This window comes from Kitasatospora sp. NPDC092286 (assembly GCF_044755565.1).
Lineage (GTDB): Bacteria > Actinomycetota > Actinomycetes > Streptomycetales > Streptomycetaceae > Kitasatospora.
The window spans coordinates 1-21,986 of the sequence record NZ_JBIVRD010000006.1 but is presented as its reverse complement, the minus strand read 5'-3'; the positions used below and the strand labels follow the sequence as shown (position 1 = coordinate 21,986).

Genomic DNA, 21,986 nt, shown 5'->3' with positions numbered 1-21,986 from the left:
GCCCGGCTCCCCGCCCTCTCCGGCACCCGCTCAGACGCCCGGCTCGGCCGCCAACTGGCGTTCGGCGCGGACCCGCTCGGCCACCGCGTCCTCGGTCATCGCCCGGTCGGTGTACACCAGCGGCCGTTCGGCCTCGGTGATGATGTGCTTGACCACCTGGACGTTGCCGTTGACATCCCAGACCGCGATACCCGGCGACAGGGTCGGGATGATCTCCACCGCCCAGCGCGGCAGACCCAGCACCCGGCCGGTGGCTCTCGCCTCCTCGGCCTTCTGCATGTAGATCGTCCGGGTGGAGGCCATCTTCAGGATCGCCGACGCCTCCTTGGCCGCCGCGCCGTCCACCACGTCCGAGAGGTGGTGGACCACCGCGACGAAGGAGAGGCCGAGCCGGCGCCCGAACTTCAGCAGCCGCTGGAACAGCTGGGCCACGAACGGGCTGTTGATGATGTGCCAGGCCTCCTCGACCAGAAAGATGCGCTTCTTCCGGTCCGGCCTGATCCAGGTGTGCTCCAGCCAGACCCCGACGATCGCCATCAGGATCGGCATCGCGATCGAGTTGCGGTCGATGTGCGACAGGTCGAAGACGATCAGCGGCGCGTCCAGGTCGATGCCGTCCGTGGTCGAGCCGTCGAACATGCCGCGCAGGTCGCCGTCGACCAGCCGGTCCAGCACCAGCGCCACGTCCAGGCCCCAGGCCTGCACCTCGTTCACCGCCACGCCCAGCGACTCCACCGAGGAGAGCTCGGGGCTGCGCAGGGTGTCGATGATGTCGTTCAGCACCGGCTGACGGCCGGTCACCGTCGCTACCACATGGGCGTGCGCGGCCTTCAGCGCGAAGCCGGCCCGCTCGTCCAGACCGTGCCCCATCGCCACCTCGATGATGGTGCGCAGCAGCGACAGCTGGCCGGTCGTGGTGATCGCCGGGTCCAGCGGGTTGAGCTTCACCCCGCCGTCCCGGGCCGCCATCGGGTCGAGCCGGATCGACTTTATGCCCAGCGCGTTGGCGATCAGGTTCCACTCGCCGACGCCGTCCTCGCCCTGCGCGTCCAGCACCACGACCTGCCGGTCCCGGAACCTCAGCTGGCGCAGCACATACGTCTTCTCCAGCGCCGACTTGCCGTTGCCGGACTCGCCGAGCACCAGCCAGTGCGGGGCCGGCAGCTGCTGGCCGTACAGCTGGAAGGGGTCGTACACATACCCCTTGCCGCTGTACACCTCACGGCCGATGATCACGCCGGAGTCGCCCAGCCCCGGTGCGGCGGTCGGCAGGTAGACCGCCTGCGCCTGGCCGGTGGACGTACGCACCGGCAGACGGGTGGTCTCCACCTTGCCGAACATCAGGCTGGTGAACGCGTCGGTGAGGTTGCCGATCGCCATGGGCGGCCTCCTGGTGGATTGGTGCGCCGGTCAGCGGCGGATGCCGGTGGCGAACGGGAGGGTGTTGACGAAGGCCCGGTGGTGCTCGCGGTCGCACCACTCCAGCTTGAGGTAGCTCTTGCCGGCCGAGGCGCGGATGGTCCGCTTGTCGCGGGCCAGCGCCTCGGGGCTGCGCGAGGAGACCGTGATGTAACCGACCAGGTTGACCCCGGCCGCACCGGACGCCAGGTCGTCACCGCGCTGGTCCACCCGGCCGGTGTGGGCCAGGTCGCGCGGGTCGACCGTGCGGTTCATCTTGGCCGCGCGGCTGGCCTCCGCCTCGTCGTTGGTCTTCTCGGTGAGCATCCGCTCGATGGCCACGTCGGTGGGCTCCAGGTCCATCGTCACCGCCACCGTCCGGATCACGTCCGGGGTGTGGACCAGCAGCGGGGCCAGGAAGTTGACGCCGACCGGGGTCAGCGGCCACTCCTTGATCCAGGCGGTGGCGTGGCACCACGGGGCCCGGGTCGCCGACTCCCTGGTCTTCGCCTGCAGGTACTGCGGGTGCGTGGCGTCCAGCTCGGCCGGCCAGGCGTTGCGCTTCGACATCGCCTGGATGTGGTCGATCGGGTGGTCCGGGTCGTACATCGAGTGCAGCAGCGAGGAGAGCCGGGCCTGGCCGAGCGGCTGACGCACCCGGATGTCCGCCTCCGCGAGGCGCGCGCAGATGTCGGTCAGCTCGCGCGCCATCACCGCGGCCAGCCCCTCGTCGTCCCGGGCCCGCCGTCCGGTCGCGGTCCGGCCCATGGCGTGCGCCTCGGCCGCCAGGTCACGGGTGTAGTGCATGCAGGCCACCAGGTAGGCCCGGTGCTGCTCGGAGGAGGTCGAGACCATCGACTGCAACTGGTCGTACGAGTCCTGCAGCCACCGCGGCGCGTCGTGGTCCCCGCGCCGCTCCACGTCCTTGGCGTGTGCGTCCGGGTCGGCGGGCAGCGTCCGGGCGAGGATCTGCAGCCTGGTCACGAAGCCGTCCCCGTTGGCGACGTGCTTCAGCAGCGTGCCGAACCGGTCGACCAGGGCCTCCTGGTCCTCCGAGTCCCGCAGGCCGACACCCGGACCCTCGATCTCGATCGCCGCCGTCACCGTGCGCCGCTCCAGGTGCATCAGCACCCCGACCTCGTCCGGCCCGAACGGCGCGGCCAGCCAGCGCAGCCGGCCCACCCCGGGCGGCGGGCCGACCTCCACCTCGCGCCCGTCCAGCCGGGTGCCGGCGTCCATCGCGTCCGACTTCCACACCGCCCGGCCGCTGCGGACCGTCCGGCGGTAGGTGCGGTTGATCTCCACCCACTTGTAGAACGTCCGGCGGCGGTACGGCACGTAGACCGCGGCGATCGCCAGCAGCGGCAGCCCGATCAGACCCGCGATACGCAGCGGCAGCACGGGCATCATCAGGCCCCAGAGCATGCCGAGGAACGCCCCGAAGATGATCAGGATGATCTCGCCGGACTCCCGGTTCCGGCCGATCGGCGCGTTCGGGCGGGCCTTGCCGATCAGGTAGGTGCGGCGCTGGTGCACGTACGGCTGGGCGTACTGGGCGCCGTACTGGCCGAGTGGTTCGCTGCTCACTTACCCGTCACCCTCCCTTCGCTGGATTGCTGTCGCGGATCGCTGCCGAGGCCGGCGGCCCGCCCTGCGGCGGCGGGGCCGGGGTGCGGCCGGCGTGCGCGGCGATGCCCGGCGCGACCGAACCGCCGCCGGCCCCACCGCCGCCGCCCGCCCCCTGCGGGCCGCGGTCGCCGTGGGTGCTGATGCCCTGCTTCATCAGGTTCGCGGTGCCGTTGATCATCGCCGAGCCGGCCGAGACCGCGCTCGCCCGGGCCGAGCGCATGTTCATGATCTCGTCGCCGAAGCCCGGCACGAAACGGTAGACGGCGGTGCTCGCGAAGATCGACAGGAACAGGATCGCCAGACCCGACAGCACCCGCGCGAAGTCGTCGTTCGCCCCGGCACCGGTCGCCACCGCACCGGCCAGCCCGAGGATGATGACGATGATCGGCTTGGCCAGGTCCACCGCCACCATCACCCCCGCCCAGCGGCGCACGTGCTTCCACAGCTGCTTGTCCACCAGCCCGGCGTACACCGCGGTCCCCAGCAGCGCACCCACGTACAGCATCGCCGCCCGGATCAGCAGCTCGATCCAGAGCACCGCCGCGGCCAGCACGGCCACCAGCGACACGATGATCAGGATCAGCGGCCCACCGCCCATGTCACCCTTCTCCAAGGTGTCGGCGAACCCGCCCAGATACGTCCCGGTGTCCGACTTCGTCCCCACCGCGACGGCCTTGGTCAGCCCGTCCGTCGCGCTCACCACCGTGTACAGGATCAGCGGCGTGAACGCCGACGCCACCACGGTCAGCCAGAGGAAGCCGATCGCCTCCGAGATCGCCGTCGTCAGCGGCGCCCCGCGCACCGCCCGCTTCGTCACCGCCAGCAGCCAGAGCACCAACGTGATGATCGTCGAGGCGGCGAACACCACCGCGTACTGCTGCAGGAACGACGCATTGGTGAAGTCCACCTGCGTCGTCCCGTCGATCGCACTCGACAGCTTCCGCACCACCCACGCCGCCGCCTGCGCACACCCCTTCGCCAACGACCCGAGCGGATCGGCCACACTCCCGACGGTCCCGCTGCCGGGAAGGGAGCCGTTGCCACCAGGAGCGCAGTAGACATCGTTCCCCGGAAGCGGAACCCCAGGGCAGCTTGTGTTGGTCGCGCCGGGGCTCGGTGCGGCCGACGGCTCGGCGAACGCACGTGAGGCCGTCAGCACGACGGAGATGAGGCCTGCCGCCGTCCCTCCGGCCAATCGACCCGCACGTCGCCTTGCCCGAGCCGAACCACCGTCAGCGTGCATAGCGGAAGCCTCCGAACTGCTCGACAGCACCAGTGATTTCCTCAGAGGTCGCAGCCTGCTGGTCCGGCGGGACAGGTGCGGGGCCGGCTACCCGACTGAAGTCAGTGAGCTTCCAGTCCGTTCCGGTCCACCGCAGGTTGAGCGTCAGGGTGAACCATTCCTCCGAGACCGGCCGGATCGATCGCTCGCCGGCGAGGCCGAAGAGTCCCGTGCACCAGACCTCGACCTTGACACTCTCTTCGCTGTAGGCACTGCTCTTCGCACCGACCGGGATGGTCCGGCTGACGAACGTCTGCCCCTTGGGCGGTCGCCCTTGCGCATCGACTCCGAACCTGGCTGCGGTCTCGGGCGAGAACCCCTGGTCCAGGCGGGCCTGGAGGGCTGCGGCGGCGCCCGGGTCGGCGATGGTGGCGACGATGGTGTGGCGGCTCTCGGCGCGGAACATGTCGGCGGAGCCGATGGCCACCGCGTAGTTGACGGCGGCCGACTGCGCGCCCTGGTCGGTGTGCGGGAAGCCGCCGGCGATGCCGTTGGTGGTGGTGCTGACCGGCTGCTCGCCGCTGGGGCCGGGACCCGCGCCGGCGGTGGCGGTGGCGCCGTCGGCGGAGCGGCCGGCGGTACCGGAGGCGCCGGGGTCGGCCTTGCCCCGGTTGGCGATGGAGATCGCCACCACCAGCAGGGTGACGACCACCAGGACGGTCAGCAGCGTTCGCAACGGCCTCGGTTGACGAGCGCTCACCTGTGAGGAGGGCTGTTCGCCGACCGGCAGCCGCGTACGGGTGTGCGGCTGGTCGTCGGACAACGGCACGGCGGCCCTCCTGGTGCGGGGAGCCTGGGCGGCTCCGGGGGCCCCTCCGCCCGTGGACGGGCGGGAAGGGAGGTGAGGTGGGTGGACCCCCGGCGGGGGCTCCGGAAGGTCCTGACGGGACGGACGTCAGGCGGGGGCACCGCCTGCTGTCCGATCGTCAGATGGCCATGCCGTACACAATGGTGAACAGAGTGCCAAGTGATCCAATGATGAACACGCCGGTCAGCCCGGCGATGATCAGCCCCTTGCCCTGCTCGGCGCCGAAGCTGTCACGCATGGCGGTGGCGCCGATCCGCTGCTTGGCCGCGCCCCAGACGGCGAGGCCGAGGCAGGCCAGGATGGCCACGGCCATGACGACCTCGACCATCACCCGGGCCTCCGACCCGAGGCTCGCGAACGGGCCCCAGTCCGGGGCGATCCCGCCGATGATGGTGTCGATATTCGGCTTCTTAGGAGGGTCTTCGGCCAGGTGGCCGATCGCGATACTGTCCACGCTGCTCAGGTTCATTTCCATCTCACCGCCCGATCAGGCAAATTCAAGGGCCCAGACCCCGTCCGCGCGAAGGGTCGGTACCTATTCTTGGCCAGATCTGACGTCGACTTGGCTGCTTCTCGCGGATTGGTCGTGAGGCATCGGACACGTGCGCGAGGATGTCCACCGTACGAAGGATAGCGCTCACTCTTTGTATCTCTGATGATTGCGGTGAGCAACGCCTTCCGGGACACTTCGACTGACGATTCGTCGGGATGGTGCTGATGGTACTCCGCAAGGCCGGGATGGCCGCCGCAGCAGCGGGAGTTGTCGCATTCGGCTTCGTCGGTCTGGTGACCGTCGGGACGTATGCGGCAAGTGGGACACCGCAACCGTCCGCCAATCGCGCCAACCTCTCGGCGGGAACCGTGCCGGCCGCCTACCAGGGGCTGATCCAGCAGTGGGGAACGCTCTGCCCGGAGATCTCCCCGCCGATGCTCGCGGCACAGCTGTACCAGGAAAGCGGTTTCGACCCGGGCGCCCGATCGCCCGCGAAGGCGTACGGAATGGCGCAGTTCCTGGAGAGCACCTGGGCGATCTACGGCACCGACGCGAACGGCGACGGCAAGAAGGACATCTGGGACCCCGCGGACGCGATCGCCTCGGCGGCGACGTACGACTGCGCGCTCGCCCGTGACGTGGCGAAGGTGCCGGGCGACCGGCAGGACAACATGCTGGCCGCCTACAACGCGGGCCCGTACGCGGTGGAGAAGTACGACGGCGTGCCGCCGTACCGGGAGACCCAGGGGTACGTGCGGAGCATCAAGGCGCTGGCCCGCAGCTTCACCGCGCCCACCGCGCCGGTGGAGGTGGTCCAGCAGTCGGCCGGCGCGATCTACTTCGCCCAGGGCAAGCTCGGCACGCCGTACCTGTGGGGCGGCGAGGGCCTGCCGTCGCAGAACGGGCGGTTCGACTGCTCCGGGCTCACCTGGGCCGCGTTCGCCAGTGTGGGCATCACGCTCCCCCGGGTCGCCAACGACCAGTGGTACGCCGGGCCGCACCCCTCGCGCGACCAACTGCGCCCGGGTGACCTGGTCTTCTGGGCGACGGATCTGAACGACCCGCGCAGCATCCACCACGTCGGCATCTACGTGGGCGGCGGGTACATGATCAACGCGCCGCACACCGGCGCGGTGATCCGCTACGACAAGATCGACACCAGGGAGTACATCGGCGCCACCCGGATCACCTCGGACGGCGCCGAGGCCCTGCCCGTGCGCAACGCGGACGGCACCATCACCGGCAAGGGCGGTCCGGGCGCGGCCACCCAGGATCCGGCCACACCTCCGAGCGGCACCGGCAGCCCACTGGCCAACCCGTCGGCCGGCCAGGCCGCCGCGGCCGCACCCGCGGGGCCGGCCGGCCCCGACCCCGCAGGTCCCGGTCCGACAGGTCCGGGTCAACCCGCCGTGAAAAGCTGAACCCCCGGGCCGCACGGTGTGAGCGCACTGTGGACGCTGAGTCAATTTTCGATAACAGTGCGTTTCCGTGGAACGCCGCGCCCCGGTTATGACGTTGTGTCCGATGGTCCACCGTCAGCCCCCTGGGCCGGGCGGACCTCGGCCGGAACGAACAGGTGCAGCGGACCAGAAGGAGGTGCGGCGTGTCGACGCCGCTTGCCGACACGACCAACCCCGACCTCGGTCTGCTCTACGCCGTCAACGGCCTGGCCAAACGCTCTCCGGAGTGGCTGGACCACCTGGTCTCGTGGATCGGCGAGTACGGCATCCTGCTCGGCCTGGCCCTGCTGGGCCTGGTCGGCTGGCTGCAGGCCAGACGCCGTCCGGACGCCCCGGTGGCGGTCGCCGGGCTGCTCTGGGCACCGCTCTCGGTCGCCATCGCCGAGCTGGCCAACCTGCCGATCGCCGCCATCGTGAACCGCCCGCGCCCCTTCGTCGATCACACCGGCCTGGACGTGCTGGTGGACGGCAAGGCGGGCACGCACTCCTTCGTCAGCGACCACTCGACGATGTCGATGGGCATCGCGGTGGCGCTGTTCCTGGTGAACCGGCGACTGGGCTGGATCGCCGGCGGCCTCGCCCTGCTGCAGGGCTTCTGCCGGATGTTCATGGGCGTCCACTACCCCACCGACGTGATCGGCGGGTTCGCGCTCGCCACCGCGGTCGTCCTGCTGCTGGCGCCGATCGCGATGGCCGTGCTGGTCCCGCTCTGCCACGCGCTGAGCCGGACCGTCGTCGCCCCGCTGATCAGGGCGCCCCGGAGCGGCCCGCGTCCGCGCGGCCGGCGGCGCGGCGGCGAGCGCGGCACCCTCCGGGCCGACGAGCAGCCGCCGGAGTCCGATCTGGCGGCCTAGCGGCCGCTACGGGGACTCCCCGGCGTGCTCGGTGAGGTGGTCGGCGGCCTCCCGCCGGCTGAGGTCGCGGGACCGGCGGGCCGGGGAGAACCAGCCACAGGCGCAGGTCGCGAAGGAGAAGGAACCGCGCTCGTCGATCTCGACGCGGTGCTCGGGCATCCGGGTGGTGCCGGGGGCAGCCGGCAGCTCACTGTGCACGTGGTTCACGGTAACGCCCGGGGGCCCCGGCGCGCGATGCCTCCGGCGCGCCGGGTTTCGCGTAACCCGGCGCGCCTCAACTCGTTTGCCCGGAAAGAGCTCTGCCCACCTGGTGGTGGTCGGCGGGGCAGTCGGGCCCAAGGGGGTTGTCGCGAGGATGAAGATGACCGACCAGCAGCGCAGCGGCCGGCAGCGGCGCCGTCCGCTGCCGCACCTGCGCGCGGCGGCCGGGGCCGCCGTGCTCGCCGCCGCCCTGACCGGGCTGGCCGGCTGCTCGGACGGCCCCGGCGGCTCGTCCGACCAGCGGTCGAGCACCCCCGACCAGCTCTCCGGCGACCCGGTGACGGCCGTCCGCAGCGCCGCCGACATCACCGGCCGGACGGGTTCCGCGCACACCGCCACCGAGCTGGTGACGGAGTCGGCCGAGAAGAAGGCCGTCTTCACCGGCAGCGGCGGCTACGACTACGTGAAGCGGATCGGCCGGCTGGAGGTGGCGGTGCCGCCGGGCGCGGCGACCACCGGGAAGATCGTCGAGGTGGTCCTGCCCGGCACCGTCTATCTGCAGAACAGCGGGGCCAAGGTGCCCGAGGGCAAGTGGGTCAAGCTGGACGTGCGCCAGCTGCCCGACGGCAACCTCGTCAGCAGCGGTGCCACCGACCCGGCCTCCGCCGCGGGCGCGCTGCGCGGGGCGCAGAAGGCGGACCTGGTCGGTACCGAGACGGTCGGCGGGGTGGCGCTCAAGCACTACCGCGGCGTTCTCGACCTGTCGAAGGCGGCCGACGCGACCGGTGGCCGGGGCGGGGACGGCCTGCGGATGGCGGCCCAGACCTTCACCGTCCGGGACGTCCCGTACGACGCCTGGCTGGACGACCAGGGCCGGCTGCACAAGGTGGTCGAGGTGTTCACCTTCGCCGGGGTCGCGGGTTCCAAGGAGGCGAAGGACCAGGTGAAGGTGACCTCGACGACCTCCCTGACGGACTTCGGCAAGCCGGTGGAGGCGGCCGAGCCGGCCACCGCGGACATCTTCGCGACGAAGCCCACGGAGAGCCCGAAGTAGCGGCCGGGGGCGAGGAGGGCTCGGGGAGGGGCGCCGCCGGACCGGGTGGGTGTCCGGCGCCTGGCGCCCACCCGTTTCGGCGGCGCCGAGATGGCCCGTCCGTGCCATGTGGACGGGCTCCGAAGTGCCTAGGCTGGATGTCGGGTGGCTGCCGCCCGGGCTGGCGAGGCGCTGAAGGGGTGGTGCAGGTGGTGTCGTCCACGGGCGGCCGCAGCGGCGGCCACGACGACGCGGCCCTCGACGAGATCGAGCTGGCCGGCGAGCTGATGATCGCCGCGACGGCCAGCGCCGGCGAGCGGCTGCCGACCGAGCGGATCGACGAGGTGCTGCTCGACCGGCCCGACGGCGGTTCGGCCGCCGGGCCCCCGGCCGAGCGGGACGACTAGAGACGGCTGAAAACGGCCAGGGCCGACCGCGACGGGACGGCCGGAGCGACCGGCGCTCGGCCCGGTGTCAGCTGCGCAGCAGCCGGGCGATCGCGGCGGTGGCCTCCGCCACCTTGGCGTCCAGCTCCGCCCCGCCCTCCTCGGCGGCCGCGGCGACGCAGTGCCGCAGGTGCTCCTCCAGCAGCGAGAGCGCGAAGGACTGCAGCGCCTTGGTGCCGGCCGAGACCTGGGTGAGCACGTCGATGCAGTAGACGTCCTCGTCGACCATGCGCTGCAGACCGCGGATCTGGCCCTCGATCCGGCGCAGCCGCTTGAGGTGGGCGTCCTTCTGCGCGCTGTACCCGTGCGGCCCGTGGTGACCGGCCGCCGCGGGGGCCGCGGCCTCGGCGGTGTGGTCGGCCGGCGGCTCGCTCCCGTGCGCGTGGTCCGGCTCGGTTCGCGCTTGCGTCGTGGTCATCGGCCCGCCTTCTCCTGAGTGCCTGGGTGGCTGCGTCGGCCTCCAGTGTCCAACACCCGGGCCGGTCACGGTGTTCCTCCGGCGGGCCCGACGGGCCCGGAGCGGCAGGCCGGACGGTTCCCCCGTACGGGCGGCGCCCCGGTTCTTCCGCGCGCACGACGGGGGCAATCCGGGCGAGGTTCCGTCAGACTGGGGGCTCACGTCCGCACATGGCTGTGCGGGCCGGTTCCACTGGTGCGGCAGCCAAACGGAAGGGGAGGTTCCGCCTCCCCCACCACCACCCCGTTTGCGCAATTGCGCCTGGTTGCACCTAGCATCGTTCAGTCCCTACCCCGCACATCGGAGATTTCCGTGCGTTTTAGCCTGACCCCGAAGGAGACGAGCTTCTACGACATGTTCGCCGCCGCAGCGGAGAACCTCGTCGTCGGATCAAAGCTTCTGCTGGAACTGCTGGGAGCAGACGTGTCGGCTCGTGCGGAGATCGTCGAGCGCATGCGCGCCGCCGAACACGCCGGGGACGACACCACCCATGCGGTCTTCCACCAGCTGAACTCGTCCTTCATCACGCCCTTCGACCGCGAGGACATCTACAGCCTCGCCTCGTCGCTGGACGACATCATGGACTTCATGGAGGAGGCCGTCGACCTGGTCGTGCTGTACGACATCCAGACCCTCCCCAAGGGCATCGAGCAGCAGATCGAGGTCCTGGCCCGCGCCGCCGAGCTCACCGCCGAGGCGATGCCGAACCTGCGCAGCATGTCCAACCTGACCGAGTACTGGATCGAGGTCAACCGGCTCGAGAACCAGGCCGACCAGATCCACCGCAAGCTGCTCGCCCACCTCTTCTCCGGTCAGTACGACGCCATCGAGGTGCTCAAGCTGAAGCAGGTCGTGGACGTCCTTGAGGAGGCGGCGGACGCGTTCGAGCACGTCGCCAACACGGTGGAGACCATCGCCGTCAAGGAGTCCTGACCCTCGTGGACACGGCAGCACTCATCGCCGTCATCGGCGTTGCGTTCTTCTTCACCTACACCAACGGCTTCCACGACTCGGCGAACGCCATCGCCACGTCGGTCTCCACCCGGGCGCTGACCCCGCGGGCCGCGCTCGCGATGGCCGCCGTGATGAACCTGGCCGGCGCCTTCCTCGGCAGCGGCGTGGCGCACACCGTCTCGCAGGGCATCATCGCGACCCCGGTCGGCAACCAGGGGATGGCGATCCTGTTCGCCGCCCTGGTCGGCGCGATCGCCTGGAACCTCGTCACCTGGTACTTCGGTCTCCCCTCCTCCTCCTCGCACGCGCTGTTCGGCGGCATGGTGGGCGCGGCGATGGCCGGCGGGACCGAGGTGATCTGGAACGGCGTCCTGGAGAAGATCGTCATCCCGATGATCGTCTCCCCGATCGTCGGCCTGATCGGCGGCTTCCTGGTGATGCTGGCGATCCTCTGGATCTTCCGGCGGGCCAACCCGCACAAGGCCAAGCGCAACTTCCGGGTCGCCCAGACCGCGTCGGCCGCCGCCATGGCCCTCGCGCACGGCCTCCAGGACGCCCAGAAGACCATGGGCATCGTGGTGATGGCCCTCACCATCTCGGGCCACCACGACTCCGACGGCATCCCGGTCTGGGTCAAGATCTCCTGCGCCACCATGCTCTCGCTGGGCACCTACGCGGGTGGCTGGCGGATCATGCGGACCCTCGGCCGCAAGATCATCGAGCTGGACCCGCCGCAGGGCTTCGCGGCCGAGGCCACCGCCGCGACCGTCATGTACGTCACCTCGTTCGTCTTCAAGGCGCCGATCTCCACCACGCACGTGATCACCTCGGCGATCATGGGCGCGGGGGCCACCAAGCGGATCCGCGCGGTGCGCTGGGGCGTGGCGAAGAACATCGTGCTCGGCTGGTTCATCACGATGCCGGCGGCCGCCGTCGTCGCGGCGCTGATGTACTGGTTCGTCCACCTGTTCTGGGGCTGACGCCCCGCAGAACCGACAGGGCCCGCCCCCACATCTCGGGGGCGGGCCCTGTCCCGTACTTCGCGGCGGCACCGCCATGCAGCACCGCGAAGCAGTCGCTGCTCCTAGCCGAAGCGGCCGGAGATGTAGTCCTCGGTCGCCTGGGCCGACGGGTTGGAGAAGATCCGCTGGGTGTCGTCCAGCTCGACCAGCTTGCCCGGCTGGCCGACGCCGGCCAGGTTGAAGAAGGCGGTGCGGTCGCTGACGCGGGCCGCCTGCTGCATGTTGTGGGTCACGATGACGATGGTGAACTCCGACTTCAGCTCGCCGATCAGGTCCTCGATGGCGAGGGTGGAGATCGGGTCGAGCGCGGAGCAGGGCTCGTCCATCAGCAGGACCTGCGGCTCGACCGCGATGGCGCGGGCGATGCAGAGGCGCTGCTGCTGGCCGCCGGAGAGGCCGGCGCCCGGCTTGTTCAGCCGGTCCTTGACCTCGTTCCACAGGTTGGCACCCTTGAGGGACTTCTCCACCACGCCGTCCAGGGTGGACTTCTTGCGCACACCCGCGAGCTTCAGCCCGGCGACCACGTTGTCGTAGATCGACATGGTCGGGAACGGGTTCGGGCGCTGGAAGACCATCCCGACCGAACGGCGGACGGCTACCGGGTCGACGCTGGCGCCGTACAGGTTCTCGTCGTCCAGGAGCACCTTGCCCTCGACGCGGGCGCCGGGGATCACCTCGTGCATCCGGTTGAGGGTGCGCAGGAAGGTCGACTTGCCGCAGCCGGAGGGGCCGATGAAGGCCGTCACCGAGCGGGGCTCGATGCTCATCGAGATGTCCTCGATGGCCTTGGTGGTGCCGTAGTAGGCGGACAGTCCGCTGACGTCGATGCGCTTGGCCATGATCGTTGCTTCTCTCGTCTGTCTTCGTACGTCAGTCGGTCGCTCAGTGTCCGCCCTTGGGCGAGCGCCAGCGTGCGATGCCCCGGGCGATGAGGTTGAGCCCCATCACGAAGGCGATCAGCACCAGCGCGGCGCCCCAGGCGCGGGCGTAGCCGAAGTCGTTGTTGACCATCGAGTACTGCTGCCAGATGTACATCGGCAGGGACTGCTGCGGTCCGTCGAACGGGTTGCTGTTGATGTAGTCGGCGCCGAAGACCAGCATCATCACCGGGGCGGTCTCGCCCGTGATGCGGGCGACCGAGAGCATCACGCCGGTGGTGATGCCGCCGATCGCGGTGGGGAGGACGATCCGCAGGATGGTCTTCCACTTCGGCACGCCGAGCGCGTACGAGGCCTCGCGCAGCTCGTTCGGGACGAGCTTGAGCATCTCCTCGGTGGAGCGGACCACGACCGGCATCATCAGGATCGCCAGCGCGAGGCTGCCCGAGAAGCCCGAGTAGTTGAAGCCGAGGGCGAGGTTCCAGAGCGAGAGGATGAACAGACCGGCGACGATCGACGGGATGCCCGTCATGACGTCGACGAAGAAGGTGACCACCTTGGCGAGCCTGCCGCGGCCGTACTCGACCAGGTAGACGGCGGTCAGCAGACCCACCGGGGCGGCCATCGCGGTGGCCAGGCCGACCTGCTCCAGCGTGCCGATCAGCGCGTGGTAGATACCACCGCCGGCGCCGGCGGAGCGGACGCCCTTCATCGAGTGGCTCAGGAAGTTGCCGTTCACCACGCCGACGCCCTGCTGGACCGTGTAGACGGTCAGGGCGACGAGCGGGACGACAGCCAGGATGAAGGCGACCCAGATCACCGAGGTGGCGAACCGGTCCTTGGCCTGGCGGCGGCCCTCGATCCGGGCCGAGAGCCCGTAGCTGATCAGCAGGAACAGCGTGGCCGAGATCAGGCCCCACTGCAGGTGGCTGGCCAGGCCGCCGAGCGCGCCGATCGCGCAGCCGAGCGCGATGGAGCCGCCGGCGACGGCGGCCGGGGTCCACTTGGGCAGCCGGTTGGCGGTCAGCGGCCGGCTGACCGGCCGGGTGTCCGCCGGGACGGACGTGGTCGCGGCACTCATGCGTTGGCCCCCGAGTACTCCTTGCGGCGGGCGACGATCAGCCGCGCGGCACCGTTCACCAGCAGGGTGATGACGAACAGGACAAGGCCGGAGGCCATCAGCGCGTCGCGGCCGGTATCGCCGGCCTCGTTGAACTTCAGCGCGATGTTCTGGGCGAAGGTGCCGCCGCCCGGGTCGAGCAGGTGCAGCGACAGCACGCTGTTGGACGAGAGCACGATCGCCACCGCGATGGTCTCGCCGAGCGCGCGGCCGAGGCCGAGCATCGAGGCCGAGATGATGCCGGGGCGGCCGAACGGCAGCACCGCGGTGCGGATCATCTCCCAGCGGGTCGCGCCGAGCGCGAGCGCCGCCTCCTCGTGCATCCGCGGCACCTGCCGGAAGACCTCGCGGCTGACCGCAGTGATGATCGGAAGAATCATGATGGCCAGCAGGATGCCGACGGTGAACAGGTTGCGCGGGGTGGTGCCGGCCCTGGACTGGTCGAAGATGTACGTCCAGCCGAGGTAGTCGTTCAGCCAGCTGGTCAGCCCGTCCAGGTGCGGCACCAGGAACAGCGTGCCCCAGAGGCCGTACACGATGCTGGGGACGGCGGCGAGCAGGTCCACCAGGTAGGCGAACGGCTGGGCGATCCGGCGCGGCGCGTAGTGCGAGATGAACAGCGCGATCCCGATGGCCACCGGAACGGCGATCGCCATGGCGATGACCGCGCTGACGATGGTGCCGAACGCGAGGACGGCGATGCCGAAGACGGGCTTCGGGGCGTCCGGCGTCCACTCGAAGGTGGTGAGGAAGTTGCCCTCGTTCTTGCTCAGGGCGATGCCCGAGCGCCAGGCCAGGAAGCCCGCGATGGCGGCCATGATGACCAGCAGCAGGATGCCCGACCCACGAGCGGCGTTCATGAAGATCTTGTCGCCGACCCGGCTGTCACGCTTGCGGCGTTCCCTGCCTCGCGGGGCGGCAGGGGAGGATGAAGTCATTGGTCTACTCCGGTCTGGTGGTGCTGCCCCGAGGGGGCGGCACCCTGGCGGCGGTGCCCCGGACGTGCTTCTTCGTCAGTGCTTCCCGGTGGGCGGCCCCGGCCCCCCTCGTTCACGGGGCCGCCCCACCGGGAGGTCCTACTGGATCAGGCCAGCGTCGGGATGACGGCGTTGACCTTGTCCGTCAGCTCCTTGGGGAGCGGCACGTAGCCCGTGTCGCCGATGGCCTTCTGGCCCGCGTCGCTGGCGGCGTAGGTCAGGAAGGCCTTGACGGTGTCGAGGGTGTCGGCCTTGTTGCCCTTGTCGCAGACGATCTCGTAGGTGACCAGGACCAGCGGGTACGAGCCCTCGTCCTTGGTCGCGTAGTCGAGGGTCAGCGCCAGGTCGCTGCCGGTTCCGGCGACCTTCGCCTTGGCGAAGGTGTTGGCGGCGTTGGCGGCGGTGGCCTCGACCGGCTTGGAGGCGCCGGTGGCGATGGAGGCGCTCTTCAGGTTGTTGGTCTGCGCGTAGGAGAGCTCGGCGTAGCTGATCGAGTTCTTGACCTGCTTCACCTGCGCCGAGACACCGGCGGACTCCTTGGCCGACTGGCCGCCCTTGCCCGCCCAGGCCTTGGCGGGCGGGTACGACCAGGCGCCACCGGAGGTCTTGGCGAAGTACTTGGTCAGGTTCTCCGTGGTGCCGGAGTCGTCCGCGCGGTGGAAGGCCTGGATGTCGGCGTCCGGCAGCTTGGCGCCCGGGTTCAGGGCGACGATCGCCGGGTCGTTCCACTTGGTGATCTGCGAGTCGAAGATCTTGGCGGCGGTCGGGCCGTCCAGGACCAGGTTGTCGACGCCATCGATGTTGTAGACGAGCGAGATCAGGCCACCGACCAGCGGCAGGTCGATGCCCTGGCCACCGGTGCAGACCGCCTTGGTGGCGTCGACCTCGGCCGGCTTCAGGGCCGAGTCCGAACCGGCGAACTGGACCTTGCCCTGGGTGAACTGCTGGACACCCGTGCCCGAGCCGCCGCCGCCGTAGTTGATGGTGGTGCCGGAGCAGGCGGCGCCGAAGTTGGTCTTCCAGACGTCCATCGCGTTGCCCTGGGCGGTGGAGCCCGAGGCGAGCAGCGCACCCGGCTTGCCACAGTTGATCGCCGCAGCCGACGAGGCGCCGCTGGAGCCACCGGACGCCTTGGTGTCGTTGTTGTTGTCCGAGCCGCAGGCGGCGAGCGACAGCGAGCTGACGAGCGCCATGGCACCGATGGCGAGGGCCTTGGAGCGGCCGTTCCGCTGGAGCTTCACTGGGGTGTCCCTTTCTGTGGCATTGCCCGTCGCGCGGGCCGTCCGAGGACGGGGGAGCGCGGGTTTTGCTGTGGTCCGGGGCCCGTTCGGCCCTCCGGTAAACCCGAAGTTAGGCCGGGTAGGTGACACGACAGCCGGTCAGAAGTGAACGGGGAGTGAACCTCGAACGGATGACAGGAAACTACGTCAGGTAGTAACGGTTGCGTCACGGCAAGGGCGCGGAGAGATCACTTCCACCGTTCCTTCACCGCGCCCGGGTCGGCCGCCCGCACCGGCTTCTCCGTCAGGATCTCCAACAGCGCGTCGACCAGCAACCGGTCGCGCTCGTGGGTCAGCCGGGTACGTGCCTTGCCCGCCGGCAGCCACTCCAGCCGGTCCACCTCGCGGTTCGGGCGGAACGCCCCGGCGGACGGTACCGCCGCCCAGTACCGGACCTCCTTGGGCCGGCCCTGCGCCAGATAGTGCTGGGCCGGCAGCTCCGGCCCCAGCAGGCAGTCGAACCCGGTCTCCTCCCGCACCTCGCGCAGCGCCGCCTCGACCACCCCCTCACCGGGGTCGAGCTTCCCCTTCGGCAGGCTCCAGTCGTCGTACTTGGGCCGGTGGATCACCGCGATCCGCGGCCGCCCGAGCCGGCCGCTCTTCTTCGGCCGGCCCGGCAGCCACAGCACCGCGCCCGCCGCCAGGACGACCCTCCCCCGCGCGGCACCGGACCCGTTCGCGCCCGGGCCGCGCCCGGCGGGGGCGCTCGTACGGGTTCCGCCCGTGCCGGGGCCGTCGGCCTGCTCGGTGCTCAGGCGGTTGCGCAATTCAGGCCATCCGTGGTGCGGGGGTCTGCCCCCAGCCCTCGGCAGGGGGGATCTCCAGCCAGCCGTCCGGGCCGGGTGGGAGCTCGGGCCACCGGCGGCCGAAGGCGTACCGCGCCGCCTCCACCTCCAGTCGCTGATCAGCATGCACCACGCCGAGCACATAGGCGGTCGCCGGGGTGATCCGCGGTGTCCGCGCCGCGGTGGCCGCGGTGACCGCCGCGTCCGCCGCCTCCTGGTGCCGGCCGAGCACCTCGTCCAGCTCGTCCAGCTCGACGGACGGCCGACCGCACACCTCCAGCGCGTACCGGGCCCGTTTCACCAGGATCCGCACCCGGAGCCACGGCGCGTCGTCCGCCGCCAGCGCCGCGTCCGCGTCGACCGCGCCCCTGACCGCCGGCGCTTCCGGCCCTGCGCCGGGGAGCGTGGGCTGCACCGTGCCGAGCCGACGCAGTCCGTCCCCGCCGTACGGCCTCGCGGCCCGCCGCAGCGGCAGCTGCTGGGCGCCGACCGTCAGCGCCGTGAACGCGGCCGCGGCCTGCGGCAGCAGCACCGTCCCCGCCCGGCCGCCCGCCGACTCCAGCAGCGGGGCCTCGCCGACCAGCAGCGTCATCCGGTCCGCCAGCGCGTGCAGCCGGGCCGACCGCAGCTCCTGCAGCACCGTCGAGTGCGCCCTGGTCCGGGCCAGGGTCAGCTGGCGGTCCAGCAGCGCCCGGGCCTTCGGCGCCCCGGCGTGTCCGGCGAGCATCCCGGGCCCGTCCGGCTCCGTCCCGTTCAGTGAGTCCAGCGCGCCCAGCAGCCGGGCCGAGCGGCGGACGTACCCCGGTTCCAGCGCCAGCAGATTGAGCAGCCAGCGCAGCTCGGTGCGCGACTCGTGCGCCCAGGCCTGCTCGAAGCTCCCGCCGAAGGTGTGCAGCAGCCCCCCGATCCGCCGCACCGCCCGCAGCAGGTCGGCCGTACCGGCGGACGGGACGGCGACCGCCCCCGGTCTGGCGCCGACCTCGCCCACCGCGAGCGGCAGCGTGCGCAGGAACGCGCCGGCCTGGGCGGTGAGATGGCTGGAGAGGATGTCCCCGGCGGTCGCGGTGGAGGCCGCCTGGGCCGTCATCGGCGCATCGGTCATGACTAGGTAGATCCCCGTTCCCCCGGGGCCGTCCCCCGGGGCTGGTGGCCGACCGCTGCGGCGGGTCCCGACCGCTCAGCGGCTCGCTTCAGTGGGTCGTCGCGTCAGTGGGTCATCGCGTCGTCGGGTCGTGGGCGGGGACCCGCGGTCAGCGGGCGGCAGCGGCCCGGCGGCGCTGGCGGGAGTCGATCAGCAGGTCCTGGACGTGCCGCAGCGGCTTCCCGTCGGCGGCCTGGGAGCGTCTGGTCCAGGTGCCGTCCGGCCCGAGGTGCCAGGACTCCGTCTCGTCCGACACCCCGAGGTCGATCAGCCCGGACAGCTCGGCCCGGTGCGCCGGATCGGTGATCCGCAGCAGGGCCTCGATCCGGCGGTCCAGATTGCGGTGCATCATGTCGGCGCTGCCGATCCACACCTCCGGATCGCCGCTGTTGCCGAACACGAAGATCCGCGAGTGCTCCAGGAAGCGGCCCAGGATGCTGCGCACCCGGATGTTCTCGCTCAGCCCCGGCACCCCCGGGCGGATCGCGCAGATCCCGCGCACCCAGACGTCCACCGGCACTCCGGCCTGCGAGGCCCGGTACAGCGCGTCGATCACGGCCTCGTCGACGATCGAGTTGACCTTGAGCTTCACGTACGCCGGCCGGCCGTCCCGGTGGTGGGCGATCTCGTTGTGGATCCGCGCGACCAGCCCGTCGCGCAGGCCGCGCGGCGCCGTCAGCAGCCGCCGGTACGACTCGCGGCGCGAGTAGCCGGAGAGCCGGTTGAAGAGGTCCGAGAGGTCCGCGCCGACCTGCGGGTCCGAGGTCAGCAGCCCGATGTCCTCGTACAGCCGGGCCGTCTTCGGGTGGTAGTTGCCGGTGCCCACGTGCGAGTAGCGGCGCAGGGTGTCGCCCTCCTGGCGGACCACCAGCGACAGCTTGCAGTGCGTCTTCAGCCCGACCAGGCCGTAGACGACGTGGCAGCCGGCCTCCTCCAGCTTGCGGGCCCACTTGATGTTGGCCTGCTCGTCGAAGCGCGCCTTGATCTCGACCAGCACGAGGACCTGCTTGCCGGACTCCGCCGCGTCGATCAGCGCGTCCACGATCGGCGAGTCACCGGAGGTCCGGTACAGCGTCTGCTTGATCGCCAGGACGTCCGGGTCGCCGGCCGCCTGCTCCAGGAACGCCTGCACCGAGGTGGAGAAGCTGTCGTACGGGTGGTGCAGCAGCACGTCCCGCTCGCGCATCGCGGCGAAGATGTCCGGCTGGGAGGCCGACTCCACGTCGGTCAGGCCACGGGCGGTGCCCGCCACGAACTTCGGGTACTTCAGCTCGGGCCGGTCCAGGTCGGCGATGCCGAACAGGCCGGTCAGGTCGAGCGGGCCGGGCAGCGGGAAGACCTCGGCCTCGGTGATGTTCAGCTCCCGCACCAGCAGGTCCAGGATGTAGGGGTCGATCGACTCCTCGACCTCCAGCCGCACCGGCGGGCCGAAGCGCCGCCGCATCAGCTCCTTCTCCAGGGCCTTGAGGATGTTCTCGGTGTCGTCCTCCTCGACCTCGAGGTCCTCGTTGCGGGTCACCCGGAAGGCGTGGTGCGCGAGCACCTCCATGCCGGGGAAGAGCTCCTCCAGGTGCGCCCCCATGACGTCCTCCAGCGGGACGTACCGCTGCGGGGAGGCCTCCAGGAAGCGGGCGAGGGACTGCGGCACCTTCACCCGGGCGAAGTGCTTGTGCCCGGAGACCGGGTTGCGCACGACGACCGCGAGGTTGAGCGAGAGCCCCGATATGTACGGGAAGGGGTGCGCCGGGTCCACCGCCAGCGGGGTGAGCACGGGGAAGATCTTCTGCCGGAAGAGGGTGTGCAGGCGGGCCTGCTCCTTCTCCGCCAGCTCGGCCCAGCGGACCAGCTCGATGCCCTCGGCGGCGAGGTCCGGCAGGACCTCCTGCTGGAAGGCGGCGGCGTGCCGCGCCATCAGCTCACGGGAGCGGGTCCAGATCAGGTCCAGCACCTCGCGCGGCTGAAGGCCGGACGCGCTGCGCTGGGCGACGCCGGTGGCGATCCGGCGCTTCAGGCCGGCCACCCGGACCATGAAGAACTCGTCCAGGTTGCTCGCGAATATCGCGAGGAACTTGGCCCGCTCCAGCAGCGGGATCTCCGGGTCCTCGGCCAGCTCCAGGACGCGCTCGTTGAAGGCCAGCCAACTGCGCTCGCGGTCCAGGAAGCGGCCCTGCGGCAGTTCGTCGAAGTCCTGCTCGTCCGCGGCCGGCAGCTCCGGCGGTATCGCGAGCGCGCTGGACATCCGGGCCGGCGGGGGCAGCGGTGCAGAGACAGGGCGGGGGATGCTCATGGGCTCCAGCTCCTCCAGCAGGACGGCGTCCGGACGCGAGTTGCTCTGCGGGCCGTCGTCCTCGCCCAGCGCCAACGCCCACCCGCCCGGCGCGGTCCGTACAGGACCGGCCAGCGGATGTCGGCCGACGCTGCACGAGCGAGACACCACGGACTTCATCCTGTGATCTTCGCGGCAGCAATTGAATCCACGGTAAACACCGCATGGCCAGGAGGAAAGCTGAATCGGTCGGGGCCGGTCCGACGGTGCCGAACCGTTGCCCCGGGCCCATCCCTCCGCTATGCCGTCCTGTCCTCGCGGTACTGGGCGCGGTACATCAGGTCCACCTCGTGAACGGTGAACCCCAGTCGTTCATATACCCGCACAGCGACCGGATTGTCCGCGTCGACGTACAGCAGTACGGTTTCCAGCCCCCGCTCGGCCGGGCCGCCGCCGGTCAGATGACGCAGACCGGCCGCGGTCAGCGCCCGGCCGAGACCACTGCCCTGCTCCGCCGGGTCCACCCCGACCACGTACACCTCGCCGAGGGCCGGCTCGGTGGCGGTCGCCGGGTGCACCTTGGTCCAGTGGAAACCCACCGCCCTGCCGTCCCGGGTGGCGAGGAAGAAGCCCGCCGGGTCGAACCACGGCTCGGCCAGCCGGTCGGCGAGGTCCTGCCCGGTCCAGGCGCCCTGCTCCGGGTGGTGGGCGAAGGCCAGCGCGTTCAGCCGCAGCCACTCGGCGTCGTCCTCGCCGGGCCGGAACGTACGGAGCTCGATGCCGTCCGGGAGCGGCACGGCCTCGGTCTGCGGACCGGTCCGGCGCATCTGCCGCAGCTCGCGGACCAGCTCGGCACCGTAGCGCTCGGCGAGATGGCGGGCCGCCGGATGGCCGCCGTGCACCCAGAAGTCGACGAAGTCACGGCCGGCGCCATGGGCCTCGGCGAGCACGGCGTCCACCAGGTGACGGCCGAAGCCGTTCCCCCGGGCAGCCGGAGCCACCACCAGCTCGGCCGACGGATTGGCGTCCGAGCCCTGCCCCTGCGGAACCTCCAGCTGCCCGTATCCGACGACGGCCTGGCCGCCGGCGTCCGGACCGCTCGCGTGCTGGACGAGGTGGACCACCCCCGGCCGAGCCGTCTCCGAGGAGCGCAACCGCAGCCGCCCCTGCTCGGACACCGCCGCCCGGCCGTCCGCCGACTGCGCATCCGCCAGGACGCCGAGCGCGCCGTCGCGCCGGTCCGGTCGCAGCACCTCGTACGCGACGACCACACCCTCGCCGGCCGCCGACGTTCCGCTTCCGCTGTAGAGCCGTTCCTGCCGAGCGTCCTGATCGTCCATGGCTCTGACCATACGTCAAGGGGTAAACGCAGAGAACCCCCACCCGGAATCGGGTGGGGGTTCTCTGGAATGATTGTTCGGCGGCGTCCTACTCTCCCACAGGGTCCCCCCTGCAGTACCATCGGCGCTGTGAGGCTTAGCTTCCGGGTTCGGAATGTAACC

20 protein-coding genes, 1 rRNA gene and 1 pseudogene are annotated in these 21,986 nt (G+C 71.0%); 6 read left to right on the top strand and 16 right to left on the bottom strand.

The annotated features are described in order from the left end of the window. Positions 1 to 30 precede the first annotated feature (30 nt). The 5 genes from ACIQIB_RS07870 to ACIQIB_RS07850 form a co-directional block, all read right to left on the bottom strand. Complete coding sequence (locus tag ACIQIB_RS07870) at positions 31 to 1,380, bottom strand: ATP-binding protein (RefSeq protein ID WP_363612884.1); 1,350 nt, start codon at positions 1,378 to 1,380, stop codon at positions 31 to 33. Positions 1,381 to 1,410: 30 nt separating this feature from the next. Continuing rightward, complete coding sequence (locus tag ACIQIB_RS07865; protein WP_363612882.1) at positions 1,411 to 2,985, bottom strand: SCO6880 family protein; 1,575 nt, start codon at positions 2,983 to 2,985, stop codon at positions 1,411 to 1,413. Between the two features lie 7 nt (positions 2,986 to 2,992). Next, on the bottom strand, positions 2,993 to 4,300 hold the full coding sequence (locus ACIQIB_RS07860; RefSeq protein ID WP_400757246.1) for a hypothetical protein: 1,308 nt from the start codon (positions 4,298 to 4,300) through the stop codon (positions 2,993 to 2,995). Beyond that, complete coding sequence (locus ACIQIB_RS07855; RefSeq protein WP_400653669.1) at positions 4,260 to 5,078, bottom strand: hypothetical protein; 819 nt, start codon at positions 5,076 to 5,078, stop codon at positions 4,260 to 4,262. The genes ACIQIB_RS07860 and ACIQIB_RS07855 overlap by 41 nt, the downstream gene beginning before the upstream one ends. A gap of 157 nt (positions 5,079 to 5,235) precedes the next feature. After that, positions 5,236 to 5,586 (bottom strand): hypothetical protein, encoded by a 351-nt coding sequence (locus tag ACIQIB_RS07850; RefSeq protein WP_363612876.1) that lies wholly within the window; start codon positions 5,584 to 5,586, stop codon positions 5,236 to 5,238. A gap of 269 nt (positions 5,587 to 5,855) precedes the next feature. Here ACIQIB_RS07850 and ACIQIB_RS07845 point away from each other — a divergent pair. Both ACIQIB_RS07845 and ACIQIB_RS07840 read left to right on the top strand, forming a co-directional pair. Further along, positions 5,856 to 6,830, top strand: a pseudogene (locus ACIQIB_RS07845) (NlpC/P60 family protein); the annotation flags it as partial. 383 nt (positions 6,831 to 7,213) lie between these two features. Then, on the top strand, positions 7,214 to 7,924 hold the full coding sequence (locus ACIQIB_RS07840; protein WP_400653668.1) for a phosphatase PAP2 family protein: 711 nt from the start codon (positions 7,214 to 7,216) through the stop codon (positions 7,922 to 7,924). Positions 7,925 to 7,930: 6 nt separating this feature from the next. On the opposite strand, the gene ACIQIB_RS07835 is transcribed toward ACIQIB_RS07840, so the two are convergent. Beyond that, a complete protein-coding gene (locus tag ACIQIB_RS07835) occupies positions 7,931 to 8,122 on the bottom strand; it encodes a hypothetical protein (RefSeq protein WP_400757244.1) in 192 nt (63 codons plus the stop codon). A 163-nt stretch (positions 8,123 to 8,285) separates the two neighbouring features. On the opposite strand from ACIQIB_RS07835, the gene ACIQIB_RS07830 reads away from it, so the two are divergent. Continuing rightward, positions 8,286 to 9,179 (top strand): hypothetical protein, encoded by an 894-nt coding sequence (locus ACIQIB_RS07830; RefSeq protein WP_400757242.1) that lies wholly within the window; start codon positions 8,286 to 8,288, stop codon positions 9,177 to 9,179. 188 nt (positions 9,180 to 9,367) lie between these two features. Continuing rightward, positions 9,368 to 9,565 (top strand): hypothetical protein, encoded by a 198-nt coding sequence (locus ACIQIB_RS07825; RefSeq protein ID WP_363612870.1) that lies wholly within the window; start codon positions 9,368 to 9,370, stop codon positions 9,563 to 9,565. 67 nt (positions 9,566 to 9,632) lie between these two features. Here ACIQIB_RS07825 and ACIQIB_RS07820 read toward each other — a convergent pair whose 3' ends face one another. Further along, positions 9,633 to 10,022: a metal-sensitive transcriptional regulator gene (locus ACIQIB_RS07820; RefSeq protein WP_363612868.1), complete on the bottom strand. Its 390-nt coding sequence runs from the start codon at positions 10,020 to 10,022 to the stop codon at positions 9,633 to 9,635. Positions 10,023 to 10,373: 351 nt separating this feature from the next. On the opposite strand from ACIQIB_RS07820, the gene ACIQIB_RS07815 reads away from it, so the two are divergent. After that, positions 10,374 to 10,994, top strand: a complete 621-nt coding sequence (locus tag ACIQIB_RS07815) for a DUF47 family protein (RefSeq protein WP_363612866.1) — start codon at positions 10,374 to 10,376, stop codon at positions 10,992 to 10,994. A gap of 5 nt (positions 10,995 to 10,999) precedes the next feature. Further along, positions 11,000 to 11,995: an inorganic phosphate transporter gene (locus ACIQIB_RS07810; protein ID WP_363612864.1), complete on the top strand. Its 996-nt coding sequence runs from the start codon at positions 11,000 to 11,002 to the stop codon at positions 11,993 to 11,995. Between the two features lie 104 nt (positions 11,996 to 12,099). On the opposite strand, the gene pstB is transcribed toward ACIQIB_RS07810, so the two are convergent. From pstB to rrf, 9 genes are all read right to left on the bottom strand, one after another. Next, positions 12,100 to 12,876: a phosphate ABC transporter ATP-binding protein PstB gene (gene pstB / locus ACIQIB_RS07805; protein WP_363612862.1), complete on the bottom strand. Its 777-nt coding sequence runs from the start codon at positions 12,874 to 12,876 to the stop codon at positions 12,100 to 12,102. Positions 12,877 to 12,919: 43 nt separating this feature from the next. Continuing rightward, positions 12,920 to 13,996, bottom strand: coding sequence for a phosphate ABC transporter permease PstA (pstA, locus tag ACIQIB_RS07800; protein WP_363612860.1), 1,077 nt, complete (start codon positions 13,994 to 13,996; stop codon positions 12,920 to 12,922). Beyond that, a complete protein-coding gene (gene pstC, locus ACIQIB_RS07795) occupies positions 13,993 to 14,973 on the bottom strand; it encodes a phosphate ABC transporter permease subunit PstC (RefSeq protein WP_363612858.1) in 981 nt (326 codons plus the stop codon). Before pstC ends, pstA begins: the two co-directional genes overlap by 4 nt. Before the next feature lie 146 nt (positions 14,974 to 15,119). Further along, positions 15,120 to 16,253 (bottom strand): phosphate ABC transporter substrate-binding protein PstS, encoded by a 1,134-nt coding sequence (gene pstS, locus ACIQIB_RS07790; protein ID WP_363612856.1) that lies wholly within the window; start codon positions 16,251 to 16,253, stop codon positions 15,120 to 15,122. 227 nt (positions 16,254 to 16,480) lie between these two features. Continuing rightward, positions 16,481 to 17,059, bottom strand: coding sequence for an NUDIX hydrolase (locus tag ACIQIB_RS07785; RefSeq protein ID WP_400653667.1), 579 nt, complete (start codon positions 17,057 to 17,059; stop codon positions 16,481 to 16,483). A 1-nt stretch (position 17,060) separates the two neighbouring features. After that, a complete protein-coding gene (locus ACIQIB_RS07780; protein WP_400757240.1) occupies positions 17,061 to 18,179 on the bottom strand; it encodes a CHAD domain-containing protein in 1,119 nt (372 codons plus the stop codon). A 148-nt stretch (positions 18,180 to 18,327) separates the two neighbouring features. Beyond that, positions 18,328 to 20,505: an RNA degradosome polyphosphate kinase gene (locus tag ACIQIB_RS07775; RefSeq protein WP_400653764.1), complete on the bottom strand. Its 2,178-nt coding sequence runs from the start codon at positions 20,503 to 20,505 to the stop codon at positions 18,328 to 18,330. Between the two features lie 278 nt (positions 20,506 to 20,783). Beyond that, entirely contained in the window at positions 20,784 to 21,824 is a 1,041-nt protein-coding gene (gene mshD / locus ACIQIB_RS07770; protein ID WP_400757238.1) for a mycothiol synthase, read from the bottom strand. Between the two features lie 75 nt (positions 21,825 to 21,899). After that, positions 21,900 to 21,986: ribosomal RNA gene (gene rrf, locus ACIQIB_RS07765) — 5S ribosomal RNA — on the bottom strand; the annotation flags it as partial.